Source organism: Lentzea terrae (assembly GCF_003265345.1).
Classification (GTDB): Bacteria; Actinomycetota; Actinomycetes; order Mycobacteriales; family Pseudonocardiaceae; genus Lentzea; species Lentzea terrae.
The window spans coordinates 15,261-33,536 of sequence record NZ_QFWW01000012.1 but is presented as its reverse complement, the minus strand read 5'-3'; the positions used below and the strand labels follow the sequence as shown (position 1 = coordinate 33,536).

Genomic DNA, 18,276 nt, shown 5'->3' with positions numbered 1-18,276 from the left:
TCCAATAGCCTGGCGCGATGGACACCGCACTCGACGCCGAGGCGCTGCGCGCACGGCTGGTCGCACCCAACGGTCCGTACGCCGCTCTCGACGTCGTGGACTCCACTGCGTCCACCAACACGGACCTGGCTGCAGCTGCTGCGGCAGGCGCCAAAGACCGCACCGTGCTGATCGCGTTGGAGCAGACCGCGGGCCAGGGCCGTCGTGGCCGCACCTGGTCGTCGCCGCCCGGCGGGCTCTACGTGAGCGTGCTGTTCCGACCTTCTGAGGTGCCTGCCCAACGGCTGCCGTGGCTGAACCTCATCGCCGGTCTGGCGTTGGTGCGCGTCGCCCAATCGGTTGGTGTCGACGCGACGCTGAAGTGGCCGAACGACCTGTTGCTCGGCCCCAAGGCGGAGAAGGGCGCCGGGATCCTGTCCGAGATCACCGCCGGCGTCGCGCAGGCCGTCGTCGTGGGCATCGGCCTGAACGTGGCGAAGCTGCCCGCCGACGTCCAGCCGGCGCCGGGCGGTCTCGCGCCGACGTCGCTGGAGGACGTGGGCGCCGCCGAGCTCGACCGCGGCGAGCTGGCGTTCCGGTTGCTGGTCGAACTGGCCCAGCTGGAAGGCGTGTGGCGCAAGAACGGAGGTGACGCGGCCGAGTCCGGGGTGCTGGAGGAGTACCAGGAGCACTGCGCCACCGTCGGCGAGCGCGTGCGCGTCGAACTTTCCGGTGGGGTTCAGCTGCTCGGGGTGGCCCAGCGCATCGAGGCCGACGGCACGTTGGTCGTGCGCGGCACCGATGGTGTGGATCACGGCGTGTCCGCTGGTGACGTGGTGCATTTGCGCCCGGCGTGATTAGGGTTGGCCCATGGCCTACCCCGACGACCTGCTGAGCTCCGGCGAGCACGTCGTGATCCACCGGCATCCCCACTGGAAGATGCTGATCTTCCCGGTGTTCTGGCTGCTGGTGGTCGTCGCGCTCGGCACCTACCTGGCAGGACTCGTCGTGGACCAGCCGTGGGCCACCATCGCGTGGATCGCGTTGGCCGTGATCGGCCTCGTGCTGATCACCTGGCTGACGCTCGCGCCGCTGATGCGCTGGCGGACCACGCACTTCATCGTCACGTCGGACCGGGTCATGGCGCGCGAGGGCGTGTTCAAGCGCACCGGCCTGGACATCCCGCTGTCCCGCATCAACAGCGTCCGGTTCGAGCACAGCCTGATCGACCGGGTGCTGGGCTGCGGCACGCTGATCATCGAGTCGGCGTCGGACGAGCCGCTCGAGTTCGACGACATCCCGTCCGTGGAGAGGGTGCACTCCTTGCTGTACCGCGAGGTCAACGACAACCCCGACGACGACTTCCACCCGAGGACGCTCGATGGGCGCGCGTGAGGCCGGCCTGCCCGACGTGGTGCCCTCCGGAACGCTCCCCTCGCGGGTGACGATCTGGGAGGTCGGCGCGCGGGACGGGCTGCAGAACGAGTCGACGGTCGTGCCGGTGTCGGTGAAGCTGGAGTTCCTGTCGCGGCTTGCTTCGGTCGGACTGTCCGTTTTGGAGGCCACGTCGTTCGTGCACCCCAAGTGGGTGCCGCAACTGGCCGATGCTGCCGAACTGCTGTCCGGTTTGGACCGACGGCCCGGCGTGATCTACCCGGTGCTGGTGCCGAACGAGCGCGGCCTCGACCGCGCGCTGGAGGCCGGGGTGTCGCACATCGCGATCTTCGCTTCGGCCACCGAGACCTTCGCGTCGAAGAACCTCAACCGCACGCTGGACTCGCAGTTCGAGATGTTCGAGCCGACGGTGAAGCGGGCTTTGGCGGCCGGCATGGATGTGCGCGGGTACGTGTCGATGTGTTTCGGCGACCCGTGGGAGGGTGCCGTTCCGCGCGCCCAGGTCGTGGCCGTTGGTGAGCGTCTGCTGGAGATGGGGTGTTCGCAGCTGTCGCTGGGCGACACGATCGGCGTGGCGACGCCGGGACAGGTCGAGTCGCTGCTGGAGGGCTTCCGGGACGTGACTCGGCTGGCTGTCCACTTCCACGACACCTATGGGCAGGCGCTGTCCAACACGTTGGCCGCTTTGCGTTGTGGCGTCACGACTGTGGACTCGTCTGCCGGTGGTCTTGGTGGGTGTCCGTACGCGGAGTCGGCTACCGGGAACCTCGCCACCGAGGATCTGGTGTGGATGCTCGACGGGCTCGGCATCGAGACCGGTGTCGACCTGGACAAGCTCGTCGAGACGTCGGTGTGGATGGCTGGTCAGCTCGGGCGGCCGAGTCCTTCTCGGGTTGTGCGGGCGCTGGCCAAGTGAAGGTCGTCGAGCTGACTGCTGAGACCTGGCCGTTGGCCGAGGCGTTGTTCAGCACCAGCAAGACGGTCGAGTGGTGTTTCTGCACCTGGTTCATGCAGACCAACGCCGAGCTGAAAGTGAACGACAACCGGGCTGTGCTGCGTGAGCGGCTGGGTTCGCCGATCGGGTTGCTCGCGGTCTCCGACTCCGGTGAGGCGGTCGGGTGGGTGGCCGTCGCGCCTCGGGCCTCGTACTCGAGGCTGGGCCGGTCGAAGATCACCGCTCCTGTTTCCGACGACATCTCCGGTGTGTGGTCGGTGACGTGCTTCTACGTGCACCGGTCAGCGCGGCGGCAGGGGGTGACGTCGTTGCTGCTGGACGCGGCCGTGTCGCACGCGGCCAAGGCAGGTGCCGAGTCGATCGAGGGGTATCCGATCGACACCGATGGCCGGAAGTTGCAGGCGGGCGAGCTGTACCACGGCCGCCTGGCGACGTTCCTGGACGCAGGTTTCGAGCTGGTCGAACGCCGGGGGACGCGGCGAGCACTGGTCAGCCGCGCGCTGTGAACATCCCCGTGGCGATGAACCTGTAGACCAGCTCGTCGTCCCGGTGAGCCGTGCCCGCGAACTCCACCAGGCCCAGGTTCGGGCGCTTCTTCGACAGTCGGGCGGTCAGCACCTCGGCGGCGAACGTCAGCTTGTCGCCCGGGTAGACCGGTGCCAGCCAGGACAGTTCGCGGCCGCCCGGCGAGCCCTGGGAGGTGGAGTCGGACAGCACCACGTCGACCCAGCGGCGCATCCACAGCGACGCCGTGTACCAGCCAGAGGCGGACAAACCGCCGAAAATCGAGTTTCGGCCCGCTTCCTCGTCCAGGTGGAAGGGTTGCGGGTCGAACTTCTGCGCGAAGTCCACCATGTCGTCCCGGTCGACGATTACCTCGCCGAGCGGGATGATTTTGCCTGCGGGCAGATCCTCGAACGCGATCACGCGTTGATCGTACGTAACTGAATCCGCTGGGAACCGATCTAAGGGCGACGGCGTCCAAGAGCCCGAGCCCAGGGCTATGCGTGTGAGGGGGACTCGGTGGCCGACCACCGTGCGCAGGTCGAGGAACTGCTCGCCGACTACCGGCGCAGCCGTGAGCAGCTGGCGTCGGTCCAGCGTGAGCTCGCGGCCGTGTCCGGGCAGGCGTCCAGTCCGGATGGGACGGTCACCGCGACCGTCGGCACCGGCGGCAAGCTCGTGGGGCTGGAGCTGTCCGAGCTGGCGTATCGACGGCATCGGCCGGAGCAGTTGGCCGAGCTGATCGTGCGGACTGTGGGCGCGGCCGCTGCTTCCGCTGCTGAGGGCACCTATCAGGCGTTGAGTGCGGTGTTGCCTGCCTCGACGGATCCCGCTGCGCTCGTCGCCGGCACGGCTGACCTGCGGCCTGCCGAGTACGCGGTGGACGAGACCGAGACGGTGGATTTGGGACGGCAGCCTGTTCGGCGTCGGATGGATGACGACGAGGACAACGAGCAACGGGAGAGCTGGCTCGACTCCGAGCTCATCAACAGGAGGGTCCGATGACCGGGTACGAGGCCGACCTCGATCGGCTGGACGCCGGGGCGCGGGAGTTGAAGGGGTTCGCCGGTCAGGCGACCGAGATCGCTTCGACGCTCGACAAGGCGCTGGCCGCGTTCGGTTCCTGCTGGGGTGACGACGCGGTGGGGCGGAGTTTCGCCGCCTCGCACGAGAAGCCTTCCGGGGATGCGGCCGGGGCGTTGTCGGGACTCGCGACGACGTTGGGGGACGTGGGCGAGAAGCTCGCCGCGACGGCCGAGACGTACCGGCACGTCGAGCAGAGCAACGCGTCGGCGATGAGAAGGCTGGAGGGCTGACATGGGCATCGAGCTACCCGTCGAACTCACCGAGGTCGCGGCCAAGGCAGGCGTCACGTGGCCCAAGGCCGACGAGGACGCCATGCGCTCCAGCGCCAGCGCGTGGCGCGAGGCTGGCGACAAGATCAAGGGCCTGGGCACCTCGTCCGACGGTGCTGCGACGCGCGCGTTGGAAGGTGTCACGGGCGCGACCGGTGACGCCGCGCGTGGGCGTTGGGCCAAGGTCGTGGCGCCGGACGGCGATCTCCAGCGCGCAGCTCGCGGTTGTCACGCCGCCGCCGACCGCCTCGACCACGCCGCCCAGCAGGTCGGTGCCGCGAAGGTCGAGATCGTCCGCGAGCTCGTGACGCTGGCCAAGAACAACGACGCGGCCAAGGCTTCGGCTTCCACCGGCAACCCCAACGCTCTGGTCGGCCTCGACACGCTGACCCGAGGCACCGCGGCCAACGTCGCGAACCTCCAGAACACGCTGTCTGCCGCCATCCGCCTCGACAGCGGGGTGGACATGAGCCACGCCTCGCCGCCCGTGAACACGTCACCGGGCGCGCACGGCCCCGGCGGGTTGCTTTCCCCGGTCACGAACATCGTCGGCGGCGTGGTCGAACCCGTTGCCCAGGCGGTTGCACCGGTCACCAACGCGGTCGCCCCCGTGGTCGGCGGTGTCACCGGCCCGGTCGCCCCGGTGGTCGGCGCTGTCACCGGTCCGGTCGCACCGGTCGTGGGCGCCGTGACCGACGCCGCCGCACCAGTTCTCAACGCAGCTGCTCCCGTGACCGCCCCCGCCGCCGCCGTGCTGCAGCCGGCGGTCGAGGCGGTACCCGGCGGCCGTGATACCGCTGGTCAGGTGTTCGACGGCCCCGGCAAGGGCCACGACGAAGGTCCCGGCCGCGGCGAAGGACATGGCGAGGGCCGCGGGCCTCAGGTCCTGCCGGGCCTGGTTCCCGAGGTGGCCCAGGCCGTCCCGGCGGTCGTCGCGCCGGTGGCGGACGTGATCCCGAGCGTTCAGGGCAGCCTGGGCCCGATCGCCGAAGGCACGACCCAGGCCTCGGCCGCAGTGCTCGACCAGCCACTGATCCGCGGCGGTGAGGTGCCCGGCCAACCGGCCGCACCGCAGGCCGCGGGTCCTGCCGCCCCGGCTGCTCCCGCCGGACCGACGCTCGGTGGCGCACCTGCGGGTGGACCCGTGGGCGGCCCTGTCGGTGGTGCCGTGGGTGGCGCTGTCGGTGGTGTGCAGTCGGCGGCTCCGGCGGCAAGTGCCCAGGTGGGCGCGGTCGCCGGCCAGCAGGGTGCGGCGCAGCAGGGTCAGGCTCAGCAAGGCCAGGCCGCTCAGCAGGGTGCCAAGGCCGCGGACGGGAAGGCAGGACCGCAGGCGGCCCAGCAAGCCGCAGCGGCGGCCAAGACGGGCGTGCCGGGCGCGGTGGGTGCGGTCGGCCAGGCAGTGGCCGGGCAGGCGGCGGGCGTGCAGAGCGCGGTCAGCGGCCAGCAAGGTTCAGGCCATGCCGGCCAGAGCGGCAACCAGGCTCCCGGCCAGGCACAGCAGACCCAGGCAGGTGGCAAGGACGCGCTTGCCAAGGACCCGGCCAAGGACGCCCTGAAGGACGCGCTGCTCAAGGATCCCGCGTTCGGCGACGTCGGCAACGACGCCTCAGGCCCCGGCACGCAGAAGGTCGGCGAGACCATCGCCGCCCCGGTCGCACCAGGGTCCGGTGTGGACCTCGGCGCCCGGTCGACCGGCCAGACCGTCACCTCGGCCCCGCTGGCCGGTGTGGACCTGAGCGGCGGCCACCAGGGCGGCGCCCTCACCGACCGCCTGGATCGCCTCGACAACCGCGAGCACAACCAGGCCCTGTCCGGTCTCCCCGCATCCGCTTACGACATCGCCCGCCACACCTACACCGCAGCCGCGGCCGGCAGCTGGTTCATGGCCATCTTCCTGTCGGCAGGCCGGGCCCCGCGCCTGGCCCCGAAGCCCGCCAGGCAGCTGCCAGCACCACCAGCACAAGAAGACCAGCAGGTCACCCCGAGGTTCGCCCCGCACGACCACCCGCAGGCCGACCTGGTCGACGTGTCCGCCGCCCAACCGACCGCCCACTCCGAGGGCCTCGGCAAAGACCACAGCACAGTGCAGCAGCTGCTGGAGGGCTACGACCCGCTGGCCGGCATGCACGAACGCGATTGGGAGAGCCTCTTCCAGCACGAGGACGGCACCCCGCGCTGGCCGGTCGAACGTGAGGGCGGCTACGAGGACAGCCAGCCGGAGGTCCTCGAGGCAGGCGCCGAGCTCGACCGGTTCGGCACGCCGGAAGGCCGCGTCCTCGCCACGGCGGGCACCCCGTTCAGCCACCGCTCGCTGCCCCCGCAGGCCGCGGACGAGGGCTATCGCAGGTACCGCGTCGACAAAGACCTGCCTGTCCACCGCACCATCAGCGCGCCGTGGTTCGGCCAGCCCGGCGGCGGAAGTCGTTACCGCACCACCTATCCGGTCGCTGACCTCGTCGCGCTCGGCTACCTCACGGAGATCACCGCATGAACGTCGAGACGCTGCCGGAGTGGCTGACGAAGATCGGCGTGCCGGACGACGTCGTCAGCATCGGTGAGGAGGCGGACCAGCGCTGGTGCCTCCTCACCGACGACAACGGCCACGAGGTGTTCTGGCAGGAGCAGGGCAACCGCTACGACTGGGCCCGGTTCGACGACGAGAGCGTGGCGTGCCACTACCTCTTCGGCCGGCTGGCGTGGGCGCAGGTCGCGCGCGGAAGTCTTACCGTGCCAACAGCTTGAGAGCTGCCTCGTGCAGGTGGCCGTTCGACGTCAGCACGTCGCCGCCGTCGTAACGCTCCTCACCGGACAGTGAGGTGAAACGGCCACCCGCCTCGGTCACCAGCACCTGGAACGGGGCGATGTCCCACGGGTTCGCCACGCACTCGGGAGCGAGGTCGATGGCGCCCTCGGCGACCAGGCAGTGCTGGTAGAAGTCACCGAACGCGCGGCTCTCCCAGGTGGCGTCCACCAAACGCAGATACGCCTCGCGCGAGTGGTACTCCACCCACGACTTCACGTCGGTCGTCGACACGTACGCGTCCTCAAGAGAGCGCACCCCGGACACGGAGATCGCGCGCTCGCCGAAGGAATCCGACGCGAACGCGCCACCACCGGCAGCGGCCCACCAACGGCGACCCAGCGCGGGCGCGGACACGACACCCACGACCGGCGTGCCGTCGACGACCAGGGCGATCAGCGACGCCCAGATCGGGACGCCGCGCAGGAAGTTCTTGGTGCCGTCGATCGGGTCGAGCACCCAGACGCGCGAAGCGTCCAGCGTGCCGCCCCGTTCCTCGCCCATCACGACGTCGGACGGGCGTTCGGCGGACAGCACCGCGCGGATCGCGTCCTCGACGGCGACATCGGCGTCGGTCACGGGCGTGCGGTCCGGCTTGCGCTCCACCGTGAGGTCGTGAGCGCGGAATCGGGCGGAGGTGATCGCGTCGGCGGCGTCGGCGAGGCGGAGGGCTAGTTCGAGATCAGCATCGTGGCGTGACACGCGGCGATCGTTCCACGAATACGCTGGGCGCCGTGAGCGTGGTGTTGCTGGCCGAGGACGACCCGGCCATCGCGGAACCGCTCTCCCGCGCGTTGACGCGGGAGGGCTACTCAGTGCAGGTCGTCGCGGACGGGCCGCGTGCCTTCGAAGCCGCGATGGTCGGGGGCATCGATCTCCTGGTCCTCGATCTCGGCCTGCCCGGCATGGACGGGTTGGAGGTCTGCCGCAGACTCCGGCAGAACGGCAGAGGCATCCCGGTGTTGATGCTCACCGCCCGCGCCGACGAGGTCGACTTCGTGGTCGGGCTGGACGCGGGCGCGGACGACTACGTGGCGAAGCCGTTCCGGCTGGCCGAGCTGATGGCCCGCATCCGGGCCCTGCTCCGCCGCCGCGCACCCGGCACGCTCGAGGTCAACGGCGTGCGCGTCGACCTCGCCGCCCGCCGCGTCACGGTCGACGGCGGCGAGATCCAGCTCGCGAACAAGGAGTTCGAGCTCCTCAAGGTGCTGATCCAGCGCGCGGGCCAGGTCGTGAGCCGCGACGAGATCCTCTCCGAGGTCTGGAACGACCCGGACCTCAAGGGCAGCAAGACGCTCGACATGCACATGTCGTGGCTGCGCCGGAAGCTCGGCGACGGCACCCCGAACTCCGCCGAGAAACGCATCGCGACCGTCCGCGGCCGCGGTTTCCGCTTCAACGCCGACTGATGCGCCGCCGGATCCTGCGGGCGATTCTGCTCGCCGTCGCCGTCACGGGGATCGTCCTCGGGCTGCCGCTGGGCTACTCGGCGTTGACGCTCGTCGAGGACAACGCGCGCGGCGAACTCACCAAGATCACCCAGAGCATCGCGACCGAACTGGACGACCAGCTCGCCAACCGGGAGGGCATCAACATAGAGGCCGTCCAGTTCGTCATCCCGGCGGACGGCCGCCTCACCGTGATCTCCGGTGGCGCCACCACGGTGACCGGTCCCTCACCTGGCGACGACCCGCTGGCCGTCGAGCTGCCGATCGCGCAGCAGGGCACCGTCCGGCTGGAGATCCCCTCCGCCCCGATGCACACCACCCAGGCCCAGGTGGCCGGCCTGGTCCTGCTGCTGCTCGCGCTGTCCGTCGGCACCGGGACCGTCGTCGCTCTCGTCACAGCGCAAACGCTTGCCCGCCCGCTCGGCCACGTCGCCGCCCGCGCGTCCCGCCTGGGTGCAGGCGACTTCCGGGCCGACGACAAGCGCTACGACATCCCGGAGCTCGACGCGGTCTCCGAGGCCCTCGACACCTCGGCGACCGCACTGGCCCGCCTGGTCCAACGCGAACGCGAGCTGGTCGGCGACGTCTCCCACCAGCTCCGCAGCCGCCTCACGGCCCTGCAGCTGCGCCTGGAAGCTCTCGCCGAACACCCCGAACCCGACACGGCTCAGGAAGCCCGCGCGGCACTCGAACAGGCCGAACGCCTCGCCGCCGTGCTGGACGAGCTGCTCGCCGCCGCTCGTGCAGCCAGAGCCGTCGGCGCCGAGCCGCTGGAGCTCAGGCCGGCCCTGAACGCCATCGCCGAGGAGTGGCGCGAACAGGTCAAGAGCCACGGCCGGACGTTGCGCGTGCGCGTCCCGGACGGCCTGCTCGCCCGCGCCACCCCGGCCCGCCTCCGCGAAGCCATCGGGGTGCTCCTCGACAACGCCCTGCGCCACGGCGAGGGCTCCGTCGTCGTGGCCGCGCGCAGCGAAGAGGGCACGGTCGTGGTCGAGGTCAGCGACGGCGGCGCGGGTGTGCCCGACGAGCTCGCGGCGCACATCTTCGAACGCGGTGTGTCCGGCGGTGGGTCGACCGGCGTGGGACTGGCGCTGGCCAGGGCGCTGGTCGACGCGGACGGTGGCCGGCTGGAGCTGTCGACGGCCCGCCCGGCGACGTTCGCGGTGTTCCTGCCGGTGCCCAAGGCGCAGGACGTCGTCGGCATACCGTGGAAGGCGCCGAGCACGCCCAGATGAGGATCAGGAGTGGCCGAGGGCCTCTTCCTCGTTCAGCGGCCGCGGGCCCCGCGCGTTCTGCTCGGGGAAGACCCACTTCTTGTAGCCGTACCAGCGGAAAGCCATCGCGATGAGGGTGCCGACGATCTGCGCGCTCAGGAAGTCCGAGATCTCCTCGGCGAGTCGCGACACGTTCGGCTCCTGCAGGTGGAACAGGTACCGCGCGACGTACAGCGGCACTGAGTTCAGCACGATGCCGATGCCGTTGACCAGGAAGAACAGTGCCGCCTCGTGATGGCGTTCGCGACCCCCGCGGGTGCGGAACGACCACTCCCGGTTGAGGATGTACGACACGATCGTGGCGACCAGAGTCGCGATGATCTTCGCCGTCACCGGGTTGTTCGGCAGGATGACCGTCTTGATCCCGAAGAACAGGACCGTGTCGATCACGAAGCAGGTGCCGCCGACCAGCGCGAACTTGACTAGTTCACGATGCTTCAGCGCGATCGACCGGATTGGCTCCGGAAATCTCGAGACCACTGTTTCGGCTAGGGACACGGGGTGAGTCTACGGAGATCGGGTGAACGCGGCGGTCAGGCCGTGCGCCGGCGTCCGGGAACACCCAGCGCCGCATCGCCCAGAACTTGAAGCCCGTGGCGAGCAGCATGCCGATGATCGAGCCGGAGACGAAGTCCGCGATCTCCTCGGTCAGCACCGTGACGAACGGCGCCTGCAGGCCGAAGAGGTGCCGCGACAGCCACAGCGGGATGATGTTGATCGCCACGCCCATGCCGCTGACCAGGAAGAACAGCGCTGCCTCGTGGTGGCGCTCGCGGCCGCCGCGAGTGTGGAACGACCATTCGCGGGACAGCACGTACGAGGCGATGATCGCCACCAGCACGCCGATGACCTTCGCCGTGACGACCTTGTCGGTCAGCACGGTGAGCTTGAGGGCGTACCAGACACCGTTGTCGACGAGGAACGTCGTGCCGCCGACGAGCGCGAAGCGGATCAGCTCACGGTGCTTGTGGAGCAGGAACTGGAGTGGTTCTGGCAACCGGCTCATGGCCCGGCGAACGACTGGCAGCACCGCGCCAGCTTACGGATCTAGCTAACGGTCCTTGCCTCCGGGTGTTGCCCGAAACCACCCAGAGGTATCTGACCTGCACGTTCAGTGACGGTGTCGATCTTGGGAAAGATCAACGTTTGATCAACTTCGCGGCGGCTGGCACGGCTGCCCCAGGAAGTCGGGGAGCAGCCACGGGAGCAGACCTGGCTGCGGCTCGCACGGTTCCTCGGACCTCGGCGGCGCGGTCGGCACCGAGGTCGACGGCGGCACGGGCGGCGTCGGCGTCTCGGAAGACGGTGGCGGCGGCACCGGCGGCAGGTCCGGCGTCGGCAACGGCAGCGGCAACGTCGGGGTACCCGGCTTCGCGGGCTCGGCGGGCGGCGTCGGCTTCGCCGGCGGCGTGGTCGTCGTGGGCGGCACCGTGGTCGGATCAGGCGTTTCCGCTGGCGGCGGCAGTGGTTTGTCGGCGACCGGCGAGTGGCCAGGACGCTGTTTGACCGGCACGGTCACGGTCTTGGTCGCGTTGCCCAGCGACGCGGTGACGGTGATCGTCCCGCCCCGGTGCGGCAGCCCGAACGCCCACACGGACATCCGGAACTTCCCGCCCTTGTCCAGGTCCGTTTCGCAGTGGATCGAGTTCTTGTCCGTCCGCGAGCACTCACGGCACGGCGTGAACACCACGATGTTCTCCGACGACGACACGTCCAGCTTCAACGTGCCCGCCCGCGGACCCTTGTTGCGCACCTTCACGTCGACGCGCGGGTCCCAGTAGACCTGGTGCCACGTCGACACGGTCAGCTCGATGTCGTCGTTGATCGGCGGCACGTCGACCGCGATGCTGACGTTGACCGAGATCGCGGTACCCGCGGAAATCGTGCCGGTGATCGTGCCGGTCATCGCTTCCTCGGTCGCACGCAGCCGGAACAGGAACGTCGCCTGCCCGCCGGGCGCGATGCCCTGGGGCGTCTCGCAGGTGATCGTGCCGCCACCGGCCGGGCAGTTCACCGTCTGCTCGGCGGACCCGTCCGGCTGCAGCAACCGCGCCGCGAACGAGGCAGGCCCGCCGGTCGACAGCACGCCGGGCGGCAGGTTCAGCACCATGCTCGCGGGCGGCGCCGCGGTGCCGCCGGTGTTCCGGACGGTGATCGGGAAGTCCTTGGGCTCCTCACCGGGCGTCAACGTGAACCCGGTCGGCGTCGTCGGCGTGAGCGACGCGGGCGGAGGCGTCGGCTCCGGGGTCGGCGTAGGGGCCGGCGCCGGACTGGGCGGCGGCGTCGGGGACGGTGACGGGCTCGGTGGCGGCGGCTCCGTCGTGGGCGGCGGCTGCACCGGCGCCGGCGGGGGGACCGGCCGCGGTGGCTGGACCTGCGTGATCGCCGGCGGTGGCGGTTCGGCGGCCTGCACCTGCGGCGTCTGCTGTTCCCCGCCGCCCGCGGTCAGCGCGATCACGACGGCGGCGGCCACGGCGGCCGCGGAACCACCGACGGTGACGAGCTGGCGGGGGATCGAGGCACCGACCGCGCCCGCACCACCGGCGGCCGCACCGGCACCGACGACGGCGGTGGTCGCCGTACCCGCGGCCACCAGGTAGGTCGTGGCGCCGACGCCGAGCACCAGCGGCGCGACGAAGATCCGCAGCGCACCGTTGACGTCCGCGAGCTCGGCGGCCAGCGCCCGGCACCGACCGCACTCGTCGAGGTGCGCCTCGACCTGCGTCGCCTCGCGCTTGGACAGGCCGGCACGAGTCCAGGAACCGAGCCGGTCGACGGTCGCCTTGCACCGTTCCGCGTCGGTCTCGGCCAGGTGCATCTGCAGGTACTGCTGCTTGAGGCCCTCACGGGCGCGATAGGCGAGCGCGGACACGCCGTTGGCCGTCAGCCCGAGCAGCGGGGCGACGTCCGCAGGCGACTGGCCCTCGATCTCGGTGTGCCAGAGCACCATCTGCCAGCGTTCCGGCAGCGCGGCGAACGCGCGGGCGGCCAGGCTTCGTTCCAGCCCGGCCACCGCCGTGTCGCTGAACTGGACCGCCGGTGCGACGTCGGTCATGTCCTCGGTGAGGTCGACCTTCTTGTCGCGCCGGGTCTTGTCGTACGCGGTGTGCCGCAGGGCCGTCAGCAGGTAGGCGCGGAAGGCGGAGTCGGGACCGCGGCCGGCCCGCAGCGTGTCGAGCACCTTCGCGAAGGCCTCCGCCACCAGGTCGTCGGCCTCGGCCTGCGAGCGGGCCAACTGGCGGGCGAGGTTGTAGGCCGCAGAGACGTGCCGTTCGTACAACTGGCCGTAGGCGTCAATGGTCCCTCCGCGCACGGACTCGATGAGTTCCGCGTCGCTCGGGCCCTGGACCTCTGCAGGAACGGCAGCCAAGATTCATTTCCCTCCTCGCGGCGCTCAGTGTGACGCACGACGCCCTGCAGAGTCATCTCAATCCGTTCTGAAGTGTGAGTGCTTGTGGGTTCACGGTCTTCAGACAGTCGTCGCCTTGCGGCGGCGTTGAACGCGTACCGCTGCCCACCACAATGCGACCGCAGGTCCGCTTGCTGCCCCGCGGTCGGATCGAGCGCAAACCGGTACGCCTGGATCACCACAACCATCTCGCCGCCACGGTAGCGAGCAACACCGACAACCCCGGCTTGCCACACAGACACCCACGTTTGCTCGCGTTTCACCGGGCAGTTGCAATCCCCCACGCGGGTTGCGTCACGAATCGTTGGCGACCGCGTCTCCCACCTGGAATCGGAGAGCTGAAGGGAGACCGGGTGGGTGTCGCACAAGCGGAACGCCTGCTGAAGTCCAGGTGGCGGACCGCCACCATGGCCGCCGGCTGGGCGTTCCCCGCAGACTGGCCGCTCGCCGAGGTCGACGAGGTGTGCGCGGCGATGCTCGAGGACGCCGACCCCGGCGACGCGCTGGTCCGGCTGGGCCGGGCGCGGGCCGAGGCCGGAGCGGGCCTGAGCGAGACGCTGCTCGACCTGGCCGCGCTGCACGCCGTGCTGACCGACGCGTCGCACATCGTGTCGCCGAACGTCGACGCGCTCCCTTCACGGATGCTGCGCATGACAGCGCTGGGATGGGCGGACGTGGTGACGAAGCAGGCCGGCGAGTGCGCGGCCGAGGACCCGTTGACCGGGCTGGCGACAGCCGCGTACCTGCGGACTCGGCTCGGCGAGATCTACCGGGAGACACCGGTGGCGTCGCTCGACTACGCACTGGTGATGCTGCGCCTCGACGTGCACCGCGCCACGGGCTGGTCTCGCGTCGTCGCGATGACCCTCGTCTCGGACGCTCTACGCACGGTGTTCGACGGCGGCGAGACGCTGGCGTCGCTCGGCCCGTGCGTGGCCGCGGTCCTCGTACGCCGTGACGAACTGCTGGCGCGCCGCGTCTCCAACCTGCGCGTTCTGGCCGCTGACCGGCTGGCGGACGACCCCAACGTGCGGCCGGTCGGGCCCGCGAAGGTGTGGACCGAGCGGTTGCCGGACACGCACGCCGAGGCGTGCGCGCTGCTCACTTCACTCGGGCGCTGACTTCCCCCTGTCCCGCGCCCGTGTGCCTCCCCGTCCCCACCGGGGTGCTTCCCAACGTCCGCAGAAGTGTTCTATTGTCTTAGTTTAGTAGAACAATCTGGGGAGCGTTTGTGGTCGAGTTCCACGTCGACCGTGGCAGCGGTCTTCCCGCGTACCTGCAGCTGGGGCGGCAGGTCAGGGAGGCCTTGAGGCTCGGTTGGTTGCAACCGGGTGATCGCCTGCCCACGGTCAGGGACGTCGTCGCGAGCAGCGGCGTGAACGCGAACACCGTGCTCAAGGCCTATCGCGAGCTGGAGCTCGCCGGCCTCGTCGAAGCCCGTCAGGGCTCCGGCACCTTCGTCAAGGCGTCTCCGGGGTCCGCGGCCCCCGAGGACTTCGACCCGCTGCGGGCCACGCTCGCCGACTGGGTCACGGAGGCACGCTCCGCCGGGTTGGAGGACGAGGACATCTACGCGCTGCTGCGCGAGGTGCTGAGTGGGGGAGCGCAATGAGCGTGGTCGCGGCCGAAGTGTCGAAGTGGGCGGTGCGGAACGTCTCCTTCGAGCTGCCGCCGGGCAGCGTCACGGCACTCGTGGGAGCCAACGGCTCCGGCAAGTCGACGTTGCTGAACGTGCTGGCCGGTCATCTGCCGCCGGAGACGGGGCACGCGTCGATCGCGGGCCGCGTGGCGTACGTGCCGCAGCACAAGCCGATGTACAAGAACTTCAAGGTGGCCGACGTCCTGCAGTTCGGCCGCCGCATGAACGACGTCTGGGACAACGAGCTCGCCGACGAGTGGCTCACCAGGTTCAAGGTGCCGCGCCGGCTGCAGATCGGCGACCTCTCCGGAGGCCAGCGCACGCACGTGACCCTCGCGCTGGCACTGGGTTCGCGCCCGGACGTGTTGATGCTCGACGAGCCGCTGTCCGAACTGGATCCCCTGGCGCGCCGCAAGGTCATGCGGGAGCTGCTGACCGAGGTGAGCGACAACGGCATGACGCTGATCTTCTCCACGCACGTCGTCGCGGAGATCGGTGGCGTGGCCGACCGGTTGCTGCTGCTCTCGGACGGCCGCCTCCTGGTGGACGGCGACACCGACGAGCTGCTCGAAGAGCACGTTCTCTACACGGGTCCGCGTGACTCGACGTCACCCGTGGAAGGACCCGTCGTGCTGGCGAAGCACAGCAAGTCGCAGTCGCAGTACCTCGTCCGCTCCGGCGGCACGCAGATCGCCGAGCCGTGGCAGGCCCGGTACGTGACGCTGGAGGAGCTGGTCGTGGCCCACCTGGAGCGTGCGGCATGAGCGCACTCGTCTGGCTGACCTGGCGTCAGCACCGGTGGAGCATCCTCGGCATCGCTGTCGTCGCCCTGCTGGCCGCGTACGGCCTCACCTCGGCGGAGTTCTCGCGCGACTCGCCGTTCGACTCCTTGCCCATGAGCGGCTTCTACGGCCTCATGGTGCAGCTGGTGTTCGGTGGTGTGGTCGGCATGTTCTGGGGTGCCCCGCTGATCGCTCGCGAGCTGGAGGAACGCACCTACTTCGTGGCGTGGGGCCAGGACGTCACGCCCGTGAAGTGGTTGCGCGGCAAGGCAATCGTGCTCGGCACGCTGGCCGTCGTGCTGGGCCTGGTGGTCGGCCTCGGCGACGGCCACGTCGGCTCGCAGGCGGCGTGGTCGGCCTTCGAGGCGCACCCGGCCGTGCAGGTGGGCTACGCGGTCTTCGGCCTGGCGCTCGGCGTGTTCATCGGCCTGCTCAGCAGGCACGTCGTGACCGCGATCGCCGCGACGCTGGTGTTCTACACGCTGTCCCGCGTGATGACGTCCGCACTGCTGCGCGACCACTATCTGCCGGTGAGCCGCTCGGTGGCCCGCTGGGACAGCACCCCGGTGATCCCGCAGGGTGCGCTCGAACTCGACGGCGGCTTCGTCGCGGCCGACCTGGATCCGGTGGGCGTGCCGGAGGTGTGCGCGAAGTTCTCGAATCCGAACAGCTGCATGCGCACCTCGGGAACCGCTGTCGGCACGTACGTCGACTACCAGCCCATCGAGCGGCTGACGGCCTTCCGCTACATCGAGTTCGGCGTGTACCTGCTGCTCGCCGGTGTGCTGTTCGCGCTGACGTTCCGGCTGCTGCGCCGTGGCGGCGGGTGGAAGCCGACTCGCCGGCACCGCCGCATCTCGTCCGAGGCGGAGCCCGTCGAGGTGACCGAGACCACGTCCGAGCCTGCCGCCGCACAGGGGTAGCCCGGCCCGCCGGACTGCCCTGCTGGGGGTGGGGCTTTCCGGCGGGTCGGCTGCGTGTGAGGTCTGCTGAAGTTGCAGGTAGGCTGCCTGAACCGTGGACTCCCGTACCCGTCTCCCCGTCGTCGGCATGATCGGCGGCGGGCAGCTCGCCCGCATGACGCACCAGGCCGCGATCCCGCTCGGCCAGTCGCTTCGCGTGCTCGCCGTCTCCGAGAACGACCCCGCCGCGCTGGTCGCGAGGGACGTGGTGCTCGGCACGCACACCGACCTGGACGCGTTGCGCGCGTTCGCGAAGGGCTGCGAGGTCGTCACGTTCGACCACGAGCACGTGCCTTCCGAGCACCTGCGCGCGTTGGTGGCCGAGGGCGTGAAGGTGCATCCCGGCCCGGACGCGCTGCAGTACGCGCAGGACAAGCTGAAGATGCGGGTGCGGCTGGCCGAGCTGGGGCTGCCGGTGCCGCCGTTCGCCGAGGTCCACGAGGTCCGTGACGTTCTTCGTTTTGGTGCGGCGCACGGCTGGCCGTGCGTGCTGAAGGCGGTCCGCGGCGGCTACGACGGCCGTGGCGTGTGGATGCTGAACCAGCCGCACAGCGCCGAGCTGGTCGTCCCCGAGCTGCTGGAGGCCGGCACCCCGCTGATGGTCGAGCAGTGCGTGCCGATGCGCCGCGAGCTGGCGGCCGTGGTCGCGCGCTCACCGTTCGGGCAGGGCGCGGCGTGGCCGGTCGTCGAGACCGTGCAGTCCGACGGCATCTGCGTCGAGGTGCTCGCTCCGGCGCCTTCGTTGGACGGCGCCGCGGCCCAGGAGCTGGCCCTGAAGGTCGCCGAGGCGCTGGGCGTCGTGGGCGTGCTGGCCGTGGAGCTGTTCGAAACCGCTGACGGCGTGGTCGTGAACGAGCTCGCGATGCGCCCGCACAACTCCGGCCACTGGTCGATCGAGGGCGCGCGCACCTCGCAGTTCGAGCAGCATCTGAGGGCTGTTCTGGACTACCCGCTGGGCCGCACCGACCTGATGGCGCCGGCCGTGGTGATGGCGAACGTGTTGGGCGCCTCCGAGGTACCGGCGATGGGCCCCGACGAGCGCCTGCACCACCTGTTCGCGCGCTTCCCCGACGCGCACGTGCACCTCTACGGCAAAGAGGAACGGCCGGGCCGCAAGGTCGGCCACGTGACGTTCCTCGGCGACGACATGGCGTCGGTGCGTGAGCGCGCTCGCTTGGCCGCGGACTGGTTGTCCGCCGGCGTTTGGTCAGACGGATACGACATTCACGGGAGCTCGGAGTGACTGTGCAGGTTGGCGTGATCATGGGCAGCGACTCGGACTGGCCGGTGATGAAGGCAGCCACCGAGGCGCTCGCCGAGTTCGACGTCTCGTTCGAGGTGAGCGTCGTCTCCGCGCACCGCACCCCGCAGCGGATGCTGGACTACGCGAACTCGGCCGCCTCGCGTGGTCTGCGCGTGATCATTGCGGGTGCCGGCGGTGCAGCCCACCTGCCCGGCATGGTCGCCTCCGCCACCGTGCTCCCGGTCATCGGCGTCCCGGTGCCGCTGAAGTACCTCGACGGCATGGACTCCCTGCTCTCGATCGTGCAGATGCCCGCAGGCGTCCCGGTGGCCACGGTCTCAGTGGGTGGCGCCCGCAACGCCGGTCTGCTGGCCGTCCGCGTGCTGGCTGCTTCGGATGCTGCGTTGCAGGAGCGCATGGCCCGCTTCCAGGCGGAACTCGAGCAGCTCGTACTAGACAAGGACGCGGCGCTGCAGAAGTCCCTCTGAGTGCTCAACAGCACACCGGCGTCCGTAGTGAACGGGCGCTAAC

21 protein-coding genes and 1 pseudogene are annotated in these 18,276 nt (G+C 70.3%); 16 read left to right on the top strand and 6 right to left on the bottom strand.

The features are described from left to right. The first annotated feature begins 17 nt into the window (after positions 1-17). Genes DI276_RS18015 through DI276_RS18000 form a run of 4 tightly spaced genes read left to right on the top strand, consistent with a single transcriptional unit; the run spans position 18 to position 2,835 of the window. The gene (locus tag DI276_RS18015; RefSeq protein WP_112264775.1) at positions 18-836 is read left to right on the top strand and encodes a biotin--[acetyl-CoA-carboxylase] ligase; all 819 of its coding nucleotides are present in this window, start codon (positions 18-20) and stop codon (positions 834-836) included. Positions 837-849: 13 nt separating this feature from the next. Continuing rightward, positions 850-1,374 carry a PH domain-containing protein gene (locus tag DI276_RS18010; protein ID WP_112264773.1) on the top strand — a complete coding sequence of 175 codons (525 nt, stop codon included), beginning with the start codon at positions 850-852 and terminating at the stop codon, positions 1,372-1,374. Continuing rightward, positions 1,361-2,290 (top strand): hydroxymethylglutaryl-CoA lyase, encoded by a 930-nt coding sequence (locus DI276_RS18005; RefSeq protein WP_112264771.1) that lies wholly within the window; start codon positions 1,361-1,363, stop codon positions 2,288-2,290. The genes DI276_RS18010 and DI276_RS18005 overlap by 14 nt, the downstream gene beginning before the upstream one ends. After that, the gene (locus DI276_RS18000) at positions 2,287-2,835 is read left to right on the top strand and encodes a GNAT family N-acetyltransferase (protein ID WP_112264769.1); all 549 of its coding nucleotides are present in this window, start codon (positions 2,287-2,289) and stop codon (positions 2,833-2,835) included. The genes DI276_RS18005 and DI276_RS18000 overlap by 4 nt, the downstream gene beginning before the upstream one ends. On the opposite strand, the gene DI276_RS17995 is transcribed toward DI276_RS18000, so the two are convergent. After that, entirely contained in the window at positions 2,819-3,256 is a 438-nt protein-coding gene (locus DI276_RS17995; RefSeq protein ID WP_232836734.1) for a MaoC family dehydratase, read from the bottom strand. The genes DI276_RS18000 and DI276_RS17995 overlap by 17 nt on opposite strands. A gap of 96 nt (positions 3,257-3,352) precedes the next feature. Here DI276_RS17995 and DI276_RS17990 point away from each other — a divergent pair, with 96 nt between their 5' ends. From DI276_RS17990 to DI276_RS17965, 4 genes are read left to right on the top strand one after another with little or no spacing between them, the layout of a single operon-like run. After that, on the top strand, positions 3,353-3,838 hold the full coding sequence (locus DI276_RS17990; RefSeq protein WP_112264767.1) for a YbaB/EbfC family nucleoid-associated protein: 486 nt from the start codon (positions 3,353-3,355) through the stop codon (positions 3,836-3,838). Next, a complete protein-coding gene (locus tag DI276_RS17985; RefSeq protein ID WP_112264765.1) occupies positions 3,835-4,149 on the top strand; it encodes a WXG100 family type VII secretion target in 315 nt (104 codons plus the stop codon). Before DI276_RS17990 ends, DI276_RS17985 begins: the two co-directional genes overlap by 4 nt. Position 4,150: 1 nt before the next feature. Next, the gene (locus DI276_RS17970; protein WP_157984781.1) at positions 4,151-6,679 is read left to right on the top strand and encodes a TNT domain-containing protein; all 2,529 of its coding nucleotides are present in this window, start codon (positions 4,151-4,153) and stop codon (positions 6,677-6,679) included. Next, the gene (locus tag DI276_RS17965; RefSeq protein WP_112264759.1) at positions 6,676-6,930 is read left to right on the top strand and encodes a hypothetical protein; all 255 of its coding nucleotides are present in this window, start codon (positions 6,676-6,678) and stop codon (positions 6,928-6,930) included. The genes DI276_RS17970 and DI276_RS17965 overlap by 4 nt, the downstream gene beginning before the upstream one ends. Here the strand turns inward: DI276_RS17965 and hisN are convergent. Further along, positions 6,911-7,690 carry a histidinol-phosphatase gene (gene hisN, locus DI276_RS17960; protein WP_112264757.1) on the bottom strand — a complete coding sequence of 260 codons (780 nt, stop codon included), beginning with the start codon at positions 7,688-7,690 and terminating at the stop codon, positions 6,911-6,913. The genes DI276_RS17965 and hisN overlap by 20 nt on opposite strands. A gap of 32 nt (positions 7,691-7,722) precedes the next feature. On the opposite strand from hisN, the gene DI276_RS17955 reads away from it, so the two are divergent. Together DI276_RS17955 and DI276_RS17950 are read left to right on the top strand one after the other, a co-directional pair. Then, the gene (locus DI276_RS17955; RefSeq protein WP_112264755.1) at positions 7,723-8,397 is read left to right on the top strand and encodes a response regulator transcription factor; all 675 of its coding nucleotides are present in this window, start codon (positions 7,723-7,725) and stop codon (positions 8,395-8,397) included. Beyond that, a complete protein-coding gene (locus DI276_RS17950; RefSeq protein WP_112264753.1) occupies positions 8,397-9,671 on the top strand; it encodes an ATP-binding protein in 1,275 nt (424 codons plus the stop codon). Before DI276_RS17955 ends, DI276_RS17950 begins: the two co-directional genes overlap by 1 nt. A gap of 3 nt (positions 9,672-9,674) precedes the next feature. Here the strand turns inward: DI276_RS17950 and DI276_RS17945 are convergent, their stop codons facing one another. The 4 genes and pseudogenes from DI276_RS17945 to DI276_RS53005 all read right to left on the bottom strand — a co-directional run. Beyond that, complete coding sequence (locus DI276_RS17945; protein ID WP_112264752.1) at positions 9,675-10,208, bottom strand: GtrA family protein; 534 nt, start codon at positions 10,206-10,208, stop codon at positions 9,675-9,677. Further along, entirely contained in the window at positions 10,138-10,737 is a 600-nt protein-coding gene (locus tag DI276_RS17940; RefSeq protein ID WP_408610560.1) for a GtrA family protein, read from the bottom strand. Before DI276_RS17940 ends, DI276_RS17945 begins: the two co-directional genes overlap by 71 nt. Positions 10,738-10,860: 123 nt before the next feature. Next, on the bottom strand, positions 10,861-13,080 hold the full coding sequence (locus DI276_RS17935; protein WP_112264749.1) for a sigma-70 family RNA polymerase sigma factor: 2,220 nt from the start codon (positions 13,078-13,080) through the stop codon (positions 10,861-10,863). A 119-nt stretch (positions 13,081-13,199) separates the two neighbouring features. After that, positions 13,200-13,307: pseudogene (locus DI276_RS53005) on the bottom strand (helix-turn-helix domain-containing protein); the annotation flags it as partial. Between the two features lie 165 nt (positions 13,308-13,472). Between DI276_RS53005 and DI276_RS17925 the strand changes: the two are divergent. The 6 genes from DI276_RS17925 to purE all read left to right on the top strand — a co-directional run bounded on the left by DI276_RS17925 (position 13,473) and on the right by purE (position 18,233). Then, positions 13,473-14,240: a GGDEF domain-containing protein gene (locus DI276_RS17925; RefSeq protein ID WP_232836733.1), complete on the top strand. Its 768-nt coding sequence runs from the start codon at positions 13,473-13,475 to the stop codon at positions 14,238-14,240. A gap of 110 nt (positions 14,241-14,350) precedes the next feature. Next, complete coding sequence (locus tag DI276_RS17920; protein WP_112264747.1) at positions 14,351-14,731, top strand: GntR family transcriptional regulator; 381 nt, start codon at positions 14,351-14,353, stop codon at positions 14,729-14,731. Further along, positions 14,728-15,522, top strand: a complete 795-nt coding sequence (locus tag DI276_RS17915; RefSeq protein ID WP_112264745.1) for an ATP-binding cassette domain-containing protein — start codon at positions 14,728-14,730, stop codon at positions 15,520-15,522. The genes DI276_RS17920 and DI276_RS17915 overlap by 4 nt, the downstream gene beginning before the upstream one ends. Then, entirely contained in the window at positions 15,519-16,463 is a 945-nt protein-coding gene (locus tag DI276_RS17910; RefSeq protein ID WP_112264743.1) for a hypothetical protein, read from the top strand. Before DI276_RS17915 ends, DI276_RS17910 begins: the two co-directional genes overlap by 4 nt. A gap of 94 nt (positions 16,464-16,557) precedes the next feature. After that, the gene (locus tag DI276_RS17905; protein ID WP_112264741.1) at positions 16,558-17,745 is read left to right on the top strand and encodes a 5-(carboxyamino)imidazole ribonucleotide synthase; all 1,188 of its coding nucleotides are present in this window, start codon (positions 16,558-16,560) and stop codon (positions 17,743-17,745) included. Then, the gene (gene purE, locus DI276_RS17900) at positions 17,742-18,233 is read left to right on the top strand and encodes a 5-(carboxyamino)imidazole ribonucleotide mutase (RefSeq protein ID WP_198680733.1); all 492 of its coding nucleotides are present in this window, start codon (positions 17,742-17,744) and stop codon (positions 18,231-18,233) included. Before DI276_RS17905 ends, purE begins: the two co-directional genes overlap by 4 nt. Positions 18,234-18,276: the final 43 nt, after the last annotated feature.